Source organism: Flavobacterium sp. 40-81, assembly GCF_001898245.1.
In the GTDB taxonomy this organism is placed as follows: domain Bacteria; phylum Bacteroidota; class Bacteroidia; order Flavobacteriales; family Flavobacteriaceae; genus Flavobacterium; species Flavobacterium inviolabile.
This window is the reverse complement of sequence record NZ_MKTM01000020.1, coordinates 143,795-160,874: the sequence shown is the minus strand read 5'-3', so window position 1 is coordinate 160,874 and position 17,080 is coordinate 143,795. Positions and strand designations below refer to the sequence as shown.

Here is a 17,080-nt window from a genome sequence, read left to right as displayed (position 1 = left end):
AGGCGAAGAGCTCTGGAGCAAGACCGTGGGCAGTGATGGCGAAGACATCCTGAACGGACTGATTGAAACCCGCGACGGCGGTTACCTGCTGGCCGGAACCTCCAAAGGCAAACCGTCCCGCGATAAAAGCAGCGGACATGGCGGAAATGATTTCTGGGTGGTAAAACTCAAAGACCGCTATAAAAAGGAAGTAGAGAAACCGGTTATTGAAGCCTTGCCGAATCCGGCACAAAACTTTACCAATATTGTGGTGGGTTATGAATTTCAAAGCGGTACTGCTTCAGTATTTGACCTGTCCGGGAGACAGCTTCAACAATACAACATTGACAGCCGGACTGTTCCAGTGGATCTGAGTCATTATCCGGAAGGGATTTATATCGTAGAGATCCGTACCAATCTGCAAACGGATTCTGTTAAGGTTATTAAAGGGATTAACCCTGTTAAAAATTAGTCATTACCATGAAAAATATAGTATTCTCCTTATTATTCCTGATGCTTTCAGCAGCTGTTGCGGCACAGGATGGTTCCGGAAAACCACAGGTTCCGGAAATTACGCTTCCATCACCGGAAGCCTATGCGCTGACCAAATACGGCGACATTCCGATCAATGAATTTACCGGGATGGTTAGTGCCAATATTCCTTTATACACCTTAAAATCCGGAAAAATAAGTGTACCGGTCAGCCTGAATTATTCAGGAGCGGGCGTTAAAGTGAACCAGACAGCAACCTGGACCGGGATTAACTGGACCTTAAGTGCCGGCGGGGTGATTACCCGTACCATTAACGATGCCCCGGATGAAAAAGAAACCATACAGGGACGTTTATCGGCTGCAATGATACAATCCATGAATATCGTATATGGAAGTGCCGATACCGAAACCTTAAACAAAATGTGTTTTGAGTTTCGTAAAGAATGGGATTTTAAACCGGATATGTTTAATTTTTCCTTTCCCGGTTATTCCGGATCGTTCTATCTGGATGAAAACTTTATACCGCGTGTTTCCAAACTGGACAGCAATATCAAAGTAGAAATCGTTGGGCCGGAAGCCGATTTAAAAACCCGTTTCCGTAACCATGCCGCTTTTTGCATTACGACTGCCGATGGGGTGAAATACTATTTTGGCGGCGAGGGCGCTACCGAAAATTCTTTTACCGGAACCCATAAAGAAAATCCGAATGCCCCAACAGGCTTCTATCTTACCCAGATTGTCCATCCGGACAATGGTGTGGTTTATTTTGACTATACCACGAGCGTAACAGGAAAAACGGTGACGTTGTCCCGTACCGAAACCGTGAGTAAGATCACCTACGAAGAAGATGCCCTGGGCTGTACCGCACCGGCAGTAAATACTTCGCTGGTAGCCGGGATTACACAAAATACGGTTTTTAACGGAAAAACCCTTTCGAAAATACGGGCCGGAAACAACTATACCGAAGTCGTGTTTAATGTTGCAAACGGTTCGACCGGGCAATATGCCAACATCCTAAACAGTATAGAGGTAAAAGAAGGAACTACCCTGTTGCACAAAGTAAACCTGACGTACCTTTTCCCGAAAGCGCCTACTACTTCCCACCGTTTTTTCCTGACCAAAGTAGAATTTAACAAGGACAAGAACTACGGTACCGGAAGAAAATACGAACAGTACACACTGGAATACAATGACCCGACAGCACTTCCGGATCGTTTGAGCTATGCTCAGGATTTAGCCGGTTATTACAACGGGGTAAATTCCAACACGATGGTACTGCCTAAAAACAATGATGATAACTGGAAGTATTATTCTTCGGCTTTAGCCGACAGGAATTCTTCTTTTGGCTATGCCCAGAAAGGATCGCTGAAAAAAATCACCTACCCTACCGGCGGTTATACGGAGTTTGAATATGAGCCCCGATATGCCAAGGAATACGAAAAGCAAATCATTTCGATGAATATCTGGCGGAATGATCCGGGACGTACGCCCAAATCCAAAACAACGGCTTCGAACAGTATCTTAGGGAATTCAATTGTTAATCCCGACGGTTCCTTCGGATTTTCCGGTGCCTTTATAGACGAACAGATCAAAGTGGACATTACGCTCACGGCTAATGCCCAGATGGGACATACCGACCGTACCTATATAAAACTGACCGACAATACCACCAATACTTCCGAAACGAAATTTGTTGTCATGCCCGACGGCAGCCAGGAAATAGGAACCGGTAATTTTAGTTACAGTACCTCATTAACATTCCCGATCCTTAAAGGCCATGTGTACAAGCTGGAACTGTATAACACCTATGTGTCGCTGGTAAAATTTGATGCCTCGGCAGCTTTTAGCTATACTTCCAATTTCAAACAGATCGAAGATGGCGGTATTCGTGTAAAACGTGCTGTTGATTATACGGCAGCTACGCAAAATGCATTTGTAAAACGTTTTTATTATATGCCGGCAAAGGACCTGTCTAAAGATATTTTTGAGCTGATTCCGTTTAAAACCAATTACCTGGATGCGGTTACCAATCACGTTGTTCTGAAATGTTGCAGCGGTACCGGAGCAATATTGTTTCCTAAAGAAGTAAACTTCAGCACTTTTGCATCCAGCATGCCCAATCTGGATGTCTTTGACCAGAAATATGAATATGTAACCATCAGTTACGGAGGCGATAATTTTGAACTGGGCGGAAAAGAAAAACATTTCCACAACCAGGACATGAGCAGCCAGCAGGATATCAATCCTTTCTACAACAGTCCTTTCCAGCAGGAAAGAAGTACTTATAAAGGAAACCTGGAATCGGTATACAACGGAACGCTGTTAGGAGAAGCGGAGCTGATAAAGCGCAAAGACGTTTTGTATAAAACCAATGAACAGTCGTTTACCTATCGTTATGACAATGTGTATACTTATGGCGGTACGACCGGCGGACTGGCTTTTGCCGTTTGTGAAAACCGCCTGAAAACCGTTCAGAACCTGGATATCGGTATTTACAACCTGTATTCCCGAAAAGCGGAATTGATTAAAAAAGAAAGTAAAAACTTTATTGAACCAATTCCGATTACTACCGGAGGCGTTAACGAAGCCAATTATAAAACCGTGGCTTCCACACAGGAATACCAGTACAGTTTGCTGCCGGGATTACCACTAGCCGTAAAAACAGCTACCAGTGACGATACGGTGTTTACAGAAGTACGCAACGTTTATGCCGACCAGCCGAACCTGCTAACCGGATTAACGGCAGCACAGATCAGTGCCTGTAATAAATTGGTAGCACTGAATAAAGTGAGTACGCCGGTACAGGTAAAAACCTTCCGCTATGCCGACAACAATGCCCTTCCTGTTTTAATGGGAACCCAACGCACGCTGTTTAAAAGCTGGAACAACAACCCGAACCTGATCCTGCCGGAGATTATCCAGGCATCAAAAGGAAGCGAAGCGCTGGTGGATCGTGTGGTTATCGAAGAATATGATACGCATGCCAACATGACCCTTGCGGCGATGGTAAACGGACCGAAAACCAAATATACCTACAATCAGCTGGATCAGGTTATGATCAAGATTGAAAACTATATTGCTCCGTCATCCGGCGGCGGCAGCGATACGTTTCCGGAACCGGATCCGGCAGCTCCCTGCACGCTGCATCAGACCTATCCGGAATCGGTGATTTCCTGGTACCAGTATGACCCGGTTACGCATCTGGTCACTCAGTCCATCAATAATAACTGCCGTAAAACGACTTACGAATATGATGCCCTGCTGCGCCTGAAACGCATCAAGGACCACGACGGCAATGTTATAGAAGAGTATGATACCAATTATGTAACCAATTAATACGATAACACCATGAAAAAACTGGCAATACTATTGCTTTGTGCACCGTTATGGGTTATTGCACAAACCACCACACAGAATTACACAAAAAAAACCGTTTACCGGGAAGCCAATGGCGGCCGTCCGGCAAGTACGGTAACCTATTATGACGGACTGGGTCGCCCGGTACAGCAGGTAGCGAACAAGCAATCGGCTACCGGCAAGGATATCATCACCCATATCGAATATGACATGGGGCGCCAGCTAAAGGATTACCTTCCGTATGCAGCTACTACGGTCGACATGAGCTACCAGAACAATGCCCAGCAGGCTACACTCAACTATTCCCAGTATACCGGGCAATATCCGTTTAGCGAAAAACTGCTGGAAGCCGCACCATCGGCACGGCCTTTACGACAGGGTGCTCCGGGAGCCGACTGGCAGCTTGCCCCAAATGAAGGGGTCGATCACAGCGTTAAAATGGAATACCAGACCAATACCGGCAGTGAGGTAAAATACTATGCCGCAGCGACCACCTGGGATGCCGCACAGGGGTTATATGTCCCGCAGCTGCAGAACAAAGGTTATTATAAAGCGAGCCAGCTGTATAAAAACATCAGCAAAAATGAAAACTGGACCTCCGGTAAAGACAATACCGTGGAAGTGTTTAATGACAAACAGGGAAAACTGATCCTGAAAAGGCTTTATAATGACGAGGTGGCACACGATACCTACTATGTCTATGACGAATACGGCAACCTGACCTATGTAATCCCGCCATTGGCAGCCAATCCGGAAACCCAGCTGAACGATTTGTGCTACCAGTACAAATATGATTCCCGCAACCGGATGGCCGAAAAGAAACTACCCGGCAAACAATGGGAATTTATGGTTTATGACAAACTGGACCGTGTGGTCGCTTCCGGCCCGGTGCTGACACCGTTTGGCGGTACGCAGACCGGATGGATCGTATCCAAATATGACGGACTGGGACGTGTGGTCTATACCGGATGGCTGGCTACTTCCGATACACGAAGTGCTTTACAATCCCAGCGCAATGCGGCCAATACCAATTTTTCGGAAAAAAGAGCTACCGCTACTACGGTGGACGGCATAAGCATCGGCTATACCAATGTGGCCTTCCCGACCAGCGGCATGAAACTGCTTTCGGTATTGTATTATGACGATTATGCCTATCCGAATGCGCCAACTGTACCGTCGCAGGTGGAAGGGCAAAACATCACCACAGCCGTAAAGGGACTGGCTACAGGAGGCTGGACGCGTGTACAGACGAATGCTTCCGAAACCTTCAGCGAACAGGGCTATACGTTCTATGACCTGAAATCCAGACCGGTTCGTACCTATACCACCAATTACTTAGGCGGGTATACGCAAACCGATACCAAACTGGATTTTATGGGGAAAACGCTGTATACCAAAACCTATCACAAGCACAGCAGCAGTGCCACATTGCTAACGCTTACCGATAGCTTTACCTATACCGAGCAGGACCGTTTGCTGCTGCACAAACACCAGATCAATGGTGGTGCCGAACAACTGTTAGCTAAAAATACGTATGACGAACTGGGTAAACTGATCTCCAAAAACGTGGGTGGTTTGGATCCTACCGGTGCCTTCGCCTATCAGAAAGTAGACTACCGTTACAACATCCGCGGCTGGCTGACAGACATTAACAATACCGCTGCCACAGATAGTCCCCGTTTACAAATGGAAGAAACCGATCTGTTCGGGTTTAAGATCAACTATAATGAAGTAACAGAAAGTCAGAACGGCAACGTTACCAAAACAACAAGCAGTATGAGTGGTAAAGTAAAACCGTTGTATAACGGGAATATAGCCGAAACTTTCTGGAAAACCAAAAGCGACTATATCCTGCGCAAATATGGCTATCAGTATGATAATCTCAACCGTCTGAACACTGCTTTCTACCAGAAACCGGAAACCCAGAATCCTACTCCTGGCTCCTATAACGAAACGGTAAGTTATGATAAAAACGGAAATATTACAGCTTTACAACGTACCGGAAACCTTGACAACCCAGTTTTTGCTATTGATATTGACAACCTGAGTTATTTCTATAACGGCAACAAACTGATGCGGGTAAATGATGCGACCAACAACCCGGAAGGCTTTACCGATAACGGTTACGGAAATACTTATGACGATTATGCTTATGATGCAAACGGCAATATGATCAAGGATGAAAATAAAAAGATCACGAATATTGTGTACAATCATCTGAACCTGCCGGTGGAAATAACATTTTCCGGCGGGAATAAAATTAATTATCTTTACAACGCAGCGGGTGTAAAAGTACAGAAGAAAGTTACCGAGGGAGCAGCGGTTAAAACAACCGATTATTTAGGCGGATTTCAGTATGTGAATAGTAAACTCGTGTTTTTCACACATGCCGAAGGCTATGTAAAAGTAACCGACGATGTTTATTTTAATTATGTTTTTCATTTTACCGATCATTTAGGAAACTTCCGTGCCAGCTGGACTCTTAATGAAAAAACAGGTGAACTGCAAATCATGGAGGAAAACCATTATTATCCTTTTGGATTAAAGCATAAGGCATATAATACAGAACAATATACCTATACGATGCCAATGGATGGCACACCGGGATATAATGTACCTGAACTGGCACAGGAAGAAAGTAGAAATCCGAATCCGTATAAATATAAACACAACGGGAAGGAGCTACAAGAGGAATTGGGATTGAATTTATATGATTATGGAGCGCGTAATTATGATGCGGCTATTGGAAGATGGATGAATATTGATCCGCTTGCTGAGCAATCCAGAAGATGGACACCGTATAATTATGCATATAACAATCCGATGTTTTTTGTCGACCCGGATGGTATGCAGGCAGTTAGCACCTCTAATATTTATGATGACCGTATACAAATGACTACAGCGGTAAATAATGAAAAAAATGAAGAAAGAGAAGATGGTGTTATATATAAAAGCGGACATTGGTCTGATACAGTTAGAGAAGATAATAATAATAATAATAATAATAATAATGATGAACCACCTGTTAATCTTTTTAAACCAACAGCTAAACAATCTAATCAAAAAGTGTTTAATGATGTCTTTAATGAGATGAATAAAAAAGAAAATTATGAAGACGGTGATGGAATATTTTCTGTTTACGGTCATGGAGGTTTAGGACATATAGGAAATTTGAAAGGAGATAAAGGTAAAATGATTTTTACAGCCGAGGATTTTGATAAAATGATGTCTGAAAGAAGTGTAGCATATCGAAATCAACTTGAAAAAAATCAACCTTTCACATTATTTTTGTATAGTTGTGAATCTGCAACAGAATATCAGAAAACTGACCAATCAATTGCACGAAAAATATCAGCGGCTCATCCAAAAGCAACTATATTAGGTTTTGATGGATATGTCATATATGGCACAAGAAATGGGAAAGCAACTATTGTCGGTTCAAGTTCTGATTTAAAGCGTAATAATAACCAAGGTTATATAGTTACCTACCAAAATGGGCAGGAAATAAATAGAATATTATATAGTGAATATAAAAAACAAAAAAAATAATATGAAAGGATTTTTTTTTACCACAATTGGAATACTTATTTGTTGCTTTACATCTTGTGAAAAAAGAGAGAGCAAGGAAAAAATAGAAGAAGGTATTTCCCCTGCAAAATCATATTTTGAAGATTTCAATAATGACAAGAAAATACGTGAATTATCAGCCAAAATAGCCGAAAAAGGAGATACATTAGCATATAATGAATTAAAAGAGATATATTTTTTTAGCAGTCACACAAGGGACTTTTTACGTAACTCATTATTAATGGCTAATAATTTTGATTATCCAGAAGCATATTTTGATGTATATTTTATTTTAAAGGACGATTTGATTAATGGCTCAAATGTAAAATCAAATAAGCTAGCTAATTTTTATTTACTAAAATCAAAAGAAAAAGGAGTACAAAGTGCTGAATCAATTGTAAAGGAAAGATTTGGAAGCCTGTCTACTTTACCTAAAGCTGATGATTATTGGTTAGAAATTAATAGATAACAGCTCCGATGGCGCGGATTTATAATCCGCGCTTACCAATATTAAATATGATAATTATTTCTATTGCAATTATTCTATAGAGTTAAATCAGGTTATGGACCGCCAATGTTAAATGGTTCGAACCAAAATGTAAAACCGTCATGGTATAAATAGTAACTACTTGAATAAATAAAAATCATAGAAATGAAAAAAAATTTATATTCTTTTAGTCTTTATAATTTTTTCTTGTGCAACAAGAAAAGACTTTCAAAATGTGAAATATGTGGGTTATAGTAATTCTGCAAAGAAAAATTATACATATAAAGTAAGTATTAAAAAAGGATTTCAGGAAAAGGAAATGAATGGCGGTAATGAATGAAAACAAAAAGAATTCATATACTCTGATAATTCAATTTTTCACATTAGTAATGAAAAAGGGAATACTTCTCGTAACTATGAAAACATAAAAAAGGATAAAATTTCATCAGATAAATCTATGAAAGCCTTTCTCACTAAGGATACGATCACATTAGAAGGAATTGACCAAAATGGTTTATATTGGAAAAATAAGTTTAACGGTGAAGTTAATATTGGATATTTAAATATTCCGAAGGAAAAGAAAGAAGAATTTGACAAAATATTATTATCCATAAAGAAAAAGTAATTTCATTTCCAACAGTATTGAGAATAAAGGGATGGGTGTACTTACTGTCCATCCTTTTTAATACAGAATGTTCTTTTAAGACAACTTTGTGTAGAAGGTATACCTTAGCTTTAGTAGTTTTCAGTATGAAAACAGTATTTTAAAATTTTTCCCGCATGCAGAGGGTTATGTAAATGCCGTTTACGGATTTGGGGATTATTTTTACAATTATGTGTTTCATTATACCGATCATCTGGGGAATATACGCCTGTCCTATACGGAGAATAGTTTTACCGGAGAGGCCACCATTATGGAAGAGAATCATTATTATCCGTTTGGTTTAAAGCATAAGGCCTATAATACACAAGGCTATACTTTTGTATTGCCTATGGATGGAACTCCGGGTTATAATGTACCGCAATTGATGCAGGAAGATGAAATGAATCCTAATCCGTATAATTACAAATATAACGGAAAGGAATTGCAGGAGGAATTGGGATTGAATTTATATGATTATGGGGCACGTAATTATGATGCGGCTATCGGAAGATGAATGAATATTGATCCATTGGCAGAGAAATCCAGACGTTTTTCGCCTTATGTATATGCTTTAAACAATCCGATGTTCTTTATTGATCCGGATGGGATGCAGGCGATTAGTACTTCTAATATTTATGATGACCGTATACAGATGACGACGGCGGTAAATAATGAAGAATATGTAGAGAATGATTCTACCTATGGTGTCGATAGTAAAGGTAATATTAAAGAACTGGACAAAAAGCAATATAAAGACGAAAATGGAAAAACTGTAGATAGGCTATATAAGCTTAGTTCAAATGGAGATAAGAGTAATACATTTGTTAATGTCGCAAATAATGTCTTAAGTAATGTTACAAAAGGAATAACTGGGAGTCGATCTTATGATTATTTTTATACATCCAATGATGCTCAGTCTCAAAAAGTATTTGAATTTTTATCAGAAAATACATCTGTAGAATGGGCAAAGGTTGATGAAAATAATAATAGTTGGATAGCCACCTCACATTCCAAGGATAAAGAATGGGGAGGTAGTGATTTATTATATAACTTTTTATCTCAAGGCACTGGCAATCGAAACAAATATGAGCATACCCATAGTCATCCAAAAGAAGGCGGACTTAATGGATATTCTGGTCCTTCAGGATTTGATAAAAGAGATAAAAATTATGGAAGAGGCGATAAATTACTTGCAAAAGATATAAATGAAAGTTATCCAAAAGAATATGTGAAATTTAGAGTTTATGAAGTAAAATCAAAAGAATATATATTATATGATGAAAAAGGGAGTATTAACAGAAAGAAAAAATAATATCTTATTATTTTTTATACTAATCATTTTTTTTGGTTGTAGTTGTTATGATAAACAGAACTTTACTATTGAAACAATTAATAGGCTATCCTCGACTCATACTATTAACAATAGCTTGATAAAAAATATATTGTATCAAATTGATACAAATAAAGTGGCTTTTGATGATTCAGCAGATATAATCGTTTTACACATTGAAAAAATTAAAAAAAAGGATTATAAACTTAGTCTAACTAAAACAGAGTTTGCTTTTTTTAAGAAATATAAATCTGACTATTACTTTAAAACACTCAAAGGTTATACCGATTATGAAAATAAAAAAGTACTACTTTATGGAGATATTGATGCTAATCTTTTTCAAAAAACAGATGAAACGTTTGTAGATTTTATGAAATATCCTGTTTTAAAAAATAAATCTGAAACTCCAATTATTTACGAGCCTACTTTTATTGATTTTACAATCAATAATAATAAATTAATAGAATAGTCCCATCTTTTAGAATTAATAATACTAATTCAATTATTAGGTTTATTCATATTTTGATAATTTATCAATTATGGAAAAAACAATTGTGAGCAATTTAAAAAGGATGGATTAAATCCCATCCTTTTTAATAAAATAAAAATGAAAAAAATAATTTTGTTAGGAATTACATTCTTCTTTGTCTCTTGTAAAAATGAGACCCAAGAAATTATACAATATGATAAACAAGGAAGAGTAGCTTCAAAAAATTATGTTAGTAATAATACTTCCTTAGATTCTGTAATTAATTTTACAAATGGCATAATAGATTCCAAAATGTTTTTTAGCAAGGACAATGAATCGTCCTGTTATGTTAAATATTATGATAAGCTAGGGATAGCATCAGAAGGAAATACTATTAATAAGGTAAAGGATGGGAGATGGAAGTATTATGATTCTAAAAATAGATTGCGAAAAATAGTTGAATATAAGAATATATGTAATGAAGAATATGCTAATCAGGAGTTTAATTATGATGAAAAAGGAAAATTATTAGCAAATAAAAGTACATACTATACCTATAAATTTAAAACTTCGAAATTAGAATCCAATAAAGAAAATGAGCTAACTATTAATTATGTTCCATTTTTAAAGAAAGGTAGTAACTCATTTTTAGTAATTTCTCGTGAATTTGATTCAAGCTTTTGCAACATCAGAACGGTTAAAAAGGATAGCGCAAGCTTTTTTGCGAATCAAACTTTTAAAGTTGGAGTTACTTTTGAAAAAAAGGGAAAGAATAACTTTAGAGGTTATATTTTAGAGTACTCTTACGAAAGTACTTCTGATAAAAATATTTTAAAAACAAGAGAAAGAAAGACTTTTATTAATATTCCGGTTGTTATTGAATAAACAGTATTAAGAAGAACGTTATAGTACTTAAAACGGATGGAGAATATCCATTCGTTTTAATACACAAATACTATTTATAGAATGTAGACTCTCTGACGAGATCTTCAGGTATTTTAAAGTTTCCCCCCACCCACATGCTGAAGGTTCTGTAAAAGGTGATCGATAATATTTATTTTAATAATGCTTATCGTTACAACAGTTATGTCCTGTAAATATGAGTTTATTAAAAGATATCAAACAGAAAATGGAAATGCTGTTTGTAAAATCCGGAACCAAAAAAAGATACAAAATGAGAATTTTAACGATAATATTAATTTTATTTTTAGTTGGTTGCAATTCAATCAAAAATATTGAACTGCAAAATAGTCCGGCAGGAACCTATATTTTAAGAAGTGATAAGTTATATCAGGCATTATCGGATAATAATTATTCACAACTCGAATTAAATCCTGATGGCACATTCAAATTGTTTAAAGCAGAAATAACATTTAGCCCCGTAGTAGAACAATGTGAAATAGCATCCAAAGGCAAATGGACTGTTTTGTCTAATGATCTTCTTGAATTAAACAGTGAAGATAAGTATCTGAAACAAAAGGGCTTTGAGTATGATTTAAAGAAAGAAAACAAATTTTCACAGGATAGTCTATATATTCAGGTAAACTTTCCTTCTGATTATCATCCTGTCAGGCTCAACTTTCATTTCAACAATAATAACAGTAAATCTGTCAAAACGGACAAAACATTTATGGCTATACCTAAATCAATGCATTTATGGGATAGAAAAATCACTACTAATCTGATCCGTTTTAGTATGGATGCCGATGTTTCAGGAACTACACTTTACAGAGGAAGAATATTGTTTTCAATTTTTGAAGAGTATATAGATACTGAAAAATATAACTGTTTGACGATTACATTACCATATTTTGACAGATGCTTTTTGGAATTTGAACCATATCAAGAATTAATTTAGACACCTATATACTTGAATGTACCAAGTAAAAATTAATACAATTATATTAAAATTAAAGCCTGTCAAAATTTGACAGGCTTTAATTTTTTGCAAAGATTTTATTACATTTGCAGTACACAAAAAAAAGAAGATATTACGAACGAAGATTTTTTCCAATTTTCTATCCTTAGCCTTCGTGCGGGACATTTTTCAAATTAGAGTCTTTGGATGTTGTATATGTACAACATTTTTAATTAATCTTCTTTTATTCCACCTGTTACCGCAGGTGGTTTTTATTTTTAAGATATATAATATAACAACTTCATTGTTTATCAAGATATAAAATACATCTACATGCTCAAAAATACTGGTTGATCAAATTCATACATATTACATTAACATTCAAAATATTAATATAATGAAAAAATTATCTGAATATGTATTAGAAAGATTAGCCGAACAACCAAATGCAAATATGGTAAATGAAACATCTGAAAATGGTCATCAGGTGGATGAGAATAAAGATACTGAGGAAGAGTAAGTATCATTTAGTTTAAAAATTAACAACCACTCAATCGTAAATGATTGAGTGGTTGTTGTTTTATTGGGAGGAATTACGTAAAGTTAGTTAAAAAATTTAGAATATATTTACTTTTCAATTTAAAATTTAAAAATATGAAGCCATTAGCAGATGTTTTCGCTGAAGTAATTGAAAGTGAAAATAGAAAAGAAAAAGCAAAAAAATTTGTAAAAAACAAAGTAAGAGGTAACAAAGAAAGAAAATATCATTTATCTTATGATGTAAAAGGATATAATGATGATATTTCTGATGCACCTGCTGCAAAATTACATATCTTAAGGATAATAAAAGGATTAGGCGCAATATCAGTGAAAAGCCCTTGCGAGTCAACAATCGTATTTACTTATCCTGATGATAGTTTTAATTTGTCATCATTCAAATCGAAAGCACAAAAACTGTTCTACTTCTATATAAGTCTTGTTGCTATAAAAGAAAATAAACGTGTTGAATCCTTAAATAAAAGCGCCAATATTGATGATAAAATACTACAAAACCAATGGCGTAGTATTTAGATTATTAAAGATTTGCCATTAATTCATACTGACCTAAACTTATTGCGTAAAATGCATATTTTCCTTTGAAACCGCAGTATAATGTTATTATGACATATCTACGATCATCAGTTAACTCAATTTTATTTGGTAATTCCTTCCATCTAATGATAAAATCTAACCAAACAAAAGCTTTAAAAAGACGTTTGCACATGAAAAGCCACTCCATTAATAAGTAAAACCAAAAATATTTTTTCAACATTTTTATAGAATTTAGATGTTTATGTTTTATATATGAACGTCTAAATTTCTTTTATTCTGTCAATCCTTTTATGTAAATTTGTATTGTAAAAATATTCGTGCTGAATTTCATTATTGCTAAATCCGAATTACCACCCTGAAGCTTAGGCTTCCTGATTAAAAAAGCAAATAGTGTTATAGGCGCGCCGATATGGCGTGGCTTGTATCATTGTGCTTTTTTTGGGGTGTGGTAACCCTGGGTTTAGCGGTGGTGCAATGCCCACGCCTACTTTTTTACAAGAAAGTAAATTAAACCTAAATTACCACACATTATGAAAATTATCAACTGCACTGTAAGAAATTGTATTATGCTGCTATTTCTTATTACTTCAAAAGTATCTGCACAAGAAGTAAAAATCACTCCAGAATTATCAAAGAAAATCATTGATGAACATGGTATTAATGATTTCGATGTATTTCCTGTTAAATACAAAGAAATTGAATATCGAAAGCTTCTAAATGGTGAGGTTATGTCAAATTACTACAAACAGTTACTTGATGAATTGGAAGAATATAAACCTGGTTATGATTATTATGTCCAACAACAAAATGATTTAAAGAAATGTATTGCTAACATCGACAAGTTTTTAGAATCAGATGAAAAATATGACGTAAAAGAGCAATATTTGAAAGAAGTTCAAAGTATTGCTGACAAATACAAAATTACTGTTATCGGAAAAGATGAAAGATTTATTTCAAAATTTCGAGCAAGATCATCCTACGGGCATGATCGTGAATTAAAAGACATACAAGTTTATGCATTTATGGATGGAAAGCGTACAAGTAAAAATGATGCTAAATCATTCAAAGATGGTTTAATTGAAGTAATGGAATTGCAATCAACCAATGAATATGCAATTTATAGCGCATACGTCAATTTGACTGAACGTTTAAAGAAGGTGCCTAAAACTCAACCCGGCAAAGTATTATCTGATGAGATTTCAAAAAGATTTGCCTATATCGTTGAAGGAAATTCAATAGGAATTGAAAATTTATCAGGCAATTTTACAATTTTAGCCGGAAACTTTACATTACAAAAAGAAGATTTTCAAGACAAAAGAGTAAAGAATGAATTATTTCAAGAAGGTGATTACAAAGCTTATCCGATTATTCAAAGAGTAGGAACAGATGAGTTTTATTATATCACATCAAATTACTTTTTACAGTATGTAAGCTCTGCGCAATTTTTAAATAAAGTTGTAGAGCTTGTAAATAAAGCTGGTTATAAAGAATATTATCGTTCTTCAGATGGAGCAGCTTTTATTAAAACTAAAACTGCTGAAATCAGTTTAGATGGCTGGATTTATAAGATGCTTAAATCTAATCCAAATTATATTACTGAATTTGATAATGACCAACTTAATATAGCTTCATTAGTCAAGCAAACAATATCACATTCAAAAACTTTGGATAAATACATTGGGCTATATAGGATTCAACGAAATAGGATATCTTCTGCTAATGTTGCAGCATGGAGAGTAGCTACAACTAATGCGCAAAAGTTACACGATCGAATATATAAGTTGAGTGAGAAGTATGAGGGCAATTATTCGTTTTCGCTTCTGAATAAGTCAGATACGCATCAAGAGTTTCTCGATAACTTGTTAGCATCGAAAGGGGTGCTTGGGATGTAAAATATTATGCTGCTTCTAATCTTGAGGCAGCATAATATTTTCTATGCATTAAGAATATGTTCATTCAATGATTTACCATTTGAATAGCAAGTAGAATACCCTAAAGGTATAGAGTTGTCAATAAATGCAACTCCAACATGTTCTGGCCTAAATCTGAAACAAGCTCTATTATTTTCGATTATATCTATTTGTTTCTTATTCGGAAAATCTCCTCCAGAGAAATGTTCTAATAATCTATCTATAAATTCTTCATCTTCTGTATTGACTTCCCATTTAGAAATATCAATTAAATCGATTGATCCTAAATCTTCCGATTTAAACAATGCCAAAATAAAAGTACTACATGTAAGACCAAATTCATCATCAATATTTGAGAATAAGTCGCCTCCAATATCAAAACATTGATTTTGATATTTTAAAGAGAATAATATATTACTTTTTAATGACAGTATACTTTCGCAAAAATTCTTAAATAATGAAATAGCATCTTCATCAGGAAAATAATCTTTAAGACTATTACTCATTTTTAAAGAAATATAGCCCCGATTAATTAAATCACCATAAGAAAAATCGTCAGTGATATAACCATCTTTGTAATGTAAAACTTTAGGATTATTATCAAATTTATACATCAAAACAATATGATTATCGTCATTCATATTGTTTTTTCCGATTGCTAAACAACAAAAATCTTCACTAGCAATAAAATTCTCAATTGAACCTATATAGTCTTTCATTATTTAAATCGAGCATAAATAGATTTTTGAAACTTTTCTTCACCTAAACTATTAATTTTAATTTCCCTTACACTATCATATAATTTTTCTCTAGATTTTATGTTTGGTTTAATAGCTTTTGAATTCGTGGCTGAAAGTAAAACTACTTTGAGTTTAATGTTAATTTTATCTTCACAGTAAAGATTGTGTATGTCATTCAAAGCCCGATAACTTTCATTTCTATAATTTTTAGTTTGATTGATTAAGCTTTTTAACTTATTATAAATCAGACTTAAATTATAATCATCAACTTGTTGTTCAGAAATAATAATAGAAATTTTAGAAATATTATTGACGGCACCCATGAGATGTCTTTCAACTTCGAAATGAGCACAACAAATAGAAGAATGCATTTGTAGATCGGAATTCTTTATAACATTACATTCCGAAACTTTTTCAATCTTTATTTCATTTAACTCTCTCATGCTTCTTAAATCATTTAACAATAATTGTTAAAATTTTTTCACATAGATATGCATTAACATGTTTTATAAAATCAATAGTTACTACATTATTAATTTCTACATTATTAATACCTATCATGTTCTTAAATAGTTTTACTTCAACATTATTATATTTTTTTCCATTGAAATCAAATTTATAAATGTCCGATATATCTCTATTTTCAGTTTTTATATTTATATCAAATGATTTATATTTACTTGTATAGTTAATTCCATAGCTGCCAATATTCTTGAATTCTTTATCAAAATTTGAATATAAATCATTTGAAAGCTTTTTATTAAATGAAAAATCTTTGTTATCATTAGTATTTCCTACTAATAAGAAGTCAAAGATCACCTCAATATTGTCAGAATATGTATCACTCTCAGATAATAATTTATTGTCAGTATTATTAAAGCTTAAACAATATTCAAAAAAATCTTTAATTAAAAATAAATCTTCAGTATCAGAAAATGTGATAACAATTTGAAAATTATGTATTACAATAAAAATCTTTTCACTAGAATAAATTGTGCAATAACTACAATCATCTTTGTTAATTTCGTATATATTCTTATCGAAATAAACATGAATTTGATCAAAAAAATCTCTAGGTAAATTATAATTACCATTTAATTTTATTTGGTGATTGTTGTAAAGTATTTTGAAAAATTTATCTAAATTTTCCATAGTT

16 protein-coding genes are annotated in these 17,080 nt (G+C 34.7%); 13 read left to right on the top strand and 3 right to left on the bottom strand.

Annotated features, from left to right (window positions below; translation table 11 throughout):
* From BGO42_RS07250 to BGO42_RS07190, 13 genes are all read left to right on the top strand, one after another.
* Nucleotides 1-451: T9SS type A sorting domain-containing protein (locus BGO42_RS07250; RefSeq protein ID WP_286748983.1), on the top strand; the 451-nt coding region annotated here is incomplete at its 5' end.
* Between the two features lie 8 nt (nucleotides 452-459).
* Nucleotides 460-3,807 (top strand): hypothetical protein, encoded by a 3,348-nt coding sequence (locus BGO42_RS07245; RefSeq protein WP_273246247.1) that lies wholly within the window; start codon nucleotides 460-462, stop codon nucleotides 3,805-3,807.
* A gap of 12 nt (nucleotides 3,808-3,819) precedes the next feature.
* Nucleotides 3,820-7,377: a DUF6443 domain-containing protein gene (locus BGO42_RS07240; protein ID WP_273246246.1), complete on the top strand. Its 3,558-nt coding sequence runs from the start codon at nucleotides 3,820-3,822 to the stop codon at nucleotides 7,375-7,377.
* Between the two features lies 1 nt (nucleotide 7,378).
* On the top strand, nucleotides 7,379-7,864 hold the full coding sequence (locus BGO42_RS07235) for a hypothetical protein (RefSeq protein WP_273246245.1): 486 nt from the start codon (nucleotides 7,379-7,381) through the stop codon (nucleotides 7,862-7,864).
* A 475-nt stretch (nucleotides 7,865-8,339) separates the two neighbouring features.
* Nucleotides 8,340-8,507, top strand: a complete 168-nt coding sequence (locus BGO42_RS07230; RefSeq protein WP_273246243.1) for a hypothetical protein — start codon at nucleotides 8,340-8,342, stop codon at nucleotides 8,505-8,507.
* Between the two features lie 211 nt (nucleotides 8,508-8,718).
* The gene (locus tag BGO42_RS07225) at nucleotides 8,719-9,039 is read left to right on the top strand and encodes a hypothetical protein (protein ID WP_273246242.1); all 321 of its coding nucleotides are present in this window, start codon (nucleotides 8,719-8,721) and stop codon (nucleotides 9,037-9,039) included.
* Complete coding sequence (locus BGO42_RS07220) at nucleotides 9,040-9,837, top strand: JAB-like toxin 1 domain-containing protein (RefSeq protein WP_273246240.1); 798 nt, start codon at nucleotides 9,040-9,042, stop codon at nucleotides 9,835-9,837.
* The gene (locus BGO42_RS07215; protein WP_273246238.1) at nucleotides 9,800-10,324 is read left to right on the top strand and encodes a hypothetical protein; all 525 of its coding nucleotides are present in this window, start codon (nucleotides 9,800-9,802) and stop codon (nucleotides 10,322-10,324) included. Before BGO42_RS07220 ends, BGO42_RS07215 begins: the two co-directional genes overlap by 38 nt.
* 138 nt (nucleotides 10,325-10,462) lie before the next feature.
* Nucleotides 10,463-11,209 carry a toxin-antitoxin system YwqK family antitoxin gene (locus BGO42_RS07210; protein WP_273246236.1) on the top strand — a complete coding sequence of 249 codons (747 nt, stop codon included), beginning with the start codon at nucleotides 10,463-10,465 and terminating at the stop codon, nucleotides 11,207-11,209.
* Between the two features lie 214 nt (nucleotides 11,210-11,423).
* On the top strand, nucleotides 11,424-12,182 hold the full coding sequence (locus BGO42_RS07205; RefSeq protein WP_273246235.1) for a hypothetical protein: 759 nt from the start codon (nucleotides 11,424-11,426) through the stop codon (nucleotides 12,180-12,182).
* Between the two features lie 397 nt (nucleotides 12,183-12,579).
* Nucleotides 12,580-12,702 (top strand): hypothetical protein, encoded by a 123-nt coding sequence (locus BGO42_RS07200; RefSeq protein WP_273246233.1) that lies wholly within the window; start codon nucleotides 12,580-12,582, stop codon nucleotides 12,700-12,702.
* A gap of 134 nt (nucleotides 12,703-12,836) precedes the next feature.
* A complete protein-coding gene (locus BGO42_RS07195) occupies nucleotides 12,837-13,253 on the top strand; it encodes a hypothetical protein (RefSeq protein WP_273246231.1) in 417 nt (138 codons plus the stop codon).
* A 551-nt stretch (nucleotides 13,254-13,804) separates the two neighbouring features.
* On the top strand, nucleotides 13,805-15,166 hold the full coding sequence (locus tag BGO42_RS07190) for a hypothetical protein (RefSeq protein ID WP_273246229.1): 1,362 nt from the start codon (nucleotides 13,805-13,807) through the stop codon (nucleotides 15,164-15,166).
* Nucleotides 15,167-15,207: 41 nt separating this feature from the next.
* Here the strand turns inward: BGO42_RS07190 and BGO42_RS07185 are convergent, their stop codons facing one another.
* Genes BGO42_RS07185 through BGO42_RS07175 form a run of 3 tightly spaced genes read right to left on the bottom strand, consistent with a single transcriptional unit; the run spans nucleotide 15,208 to nucleotide 17,076 of the window.
* Entirely contained in the window at nucleotides 15,208-15,903 is a 696-nt protein-coding gene (locus BGO42_RS07185) for a hypothetical protein (protein WP_273246227.1), read from the bottom strand.
* Entirely contained in the window at nucleotides 15,903-16,367 is a 465-nt protein-coding gene (locus tag BGO42_RS07180) for a hypothetical protein (protein WP_273246226.1), read from the bottom strand. Before BGO42_RS07180 ends, BGO42_RS07185 begins: the two co-directional genes overlap by 1 nt.
* Before the next feature lie 10 nt (nucleotides 16,368-16,377).
* Nucleotides 16,378-17,076 carry a hypothetical protein gene (locus BGO42_RS07175; RefSeq protein WP_273246224.1) on the bottom strand — a complete coding sequence of 233 codons (699 nt, stop codon included), beginning with the start codon at nucleotides 17,074-17,076 and terminating at the stop codon, nucleotides 16,378-16,380.
* Nucleotides 17,077-17,080: the final 4 nt, after the last annotated feature.

Bases quoted from the DNA above. Each gene is read 5' to 3' on its own strand.
- BGO42_RS07240 (WP_273246246.1), top strand. From the start codon at position 3,820: ATGAAAAAACTGGCAATACTATTGCTTTGTGCACCGTTATGGGTTATT.
- BGO42_RS07230 (WP_273246243.1), top strand. From the start codon at position 8,340: ATGAAAGCCTTTCTCACTAAGGATACGATCACATTAGAAGGAATTGAC.
- BGO42_RS07185 (WP_273246227.1), bottom strand. From the start codon at position 15,903: ATGAAAGACTATATAGGTTCAATTGAGAATTTTATTGCTAGTGAAGAT.
- BGO42_RS07180 (WP_273246226.1), bottom strand. From the start codon at position 16,367: ATGAGAGAGTTAAATGAAATAAAGATTGAAAAAGTTTCGGAATGTAAT.
- BGO42_RS07245 (WP_273246247.1), top strand. From the start codon at position 460: ATGAAAAATATAGTATTCTCCTTATTATTCCTGATGCTTTCAGCAGCT.
- BGO42_RS07220 (WP_273246240.1), top strand. From the start codon at position 9,040: ATGAATATTGATCCATTGGCAGAGAAATCCAGACGTTTTTCGCCTTAT.
- BGO42_RS07205 (WP_273246235.1), top strand. From the start codon at position 11,424: ATGAGTTTATTAAAAGATATCAAACAGAAAATGGAAATGCTGTTTGTA.
- BGO42_RS07235 (WP_273246245.1), top strand. From the start codon at position 7,379: ATGAAAGGATTTTTTTTTACCACAATTGGAATACTTATTTGTTGCTTT.
- BGO42_RS07200 (WP_273246233.1), top strand. From the start codon at position 12,580: ATGAAAAAATTATCTGAATATGTATTAGAAAGATTAGCCGAACAACCA.
- BGO42_RS07175 (WP_273246224.1), bottom strand. From the start codon at position 17,076: ATGGAAAATTTAGATAAATTTTTCAAAATACTTTACAACAATCACCAA.
- BGO42_RS07215 (WP_273246238.1), top strand. From the start codon at position 9,800: ATGATGAAAAAGGGAGTATTAACAGAAAGAAAAAATAATATCTTATTA.
- BGO42_RS07195 (WP_273246231.1), top strand. From the start codon at position 12,837: ATGAAGCCATTAGCAGATGTTTTCGCTGAAGTAATTGAAAGTGAAAAT.
- BGO42_RS07210 (WP_273246236.1), top strand. From the start codon at position 10,463: ATGAAAAAAATAATTTTGTTAGGAATTACATTCTTCTTTGTCTCTTGT.
- BGO42_RS07190 (WP_273246229.1), top strand. From the start codon at position 13,805: ATGAAAATTATCAACTGCACTGTAAGAAATTGTATTATGCTGCTATTT.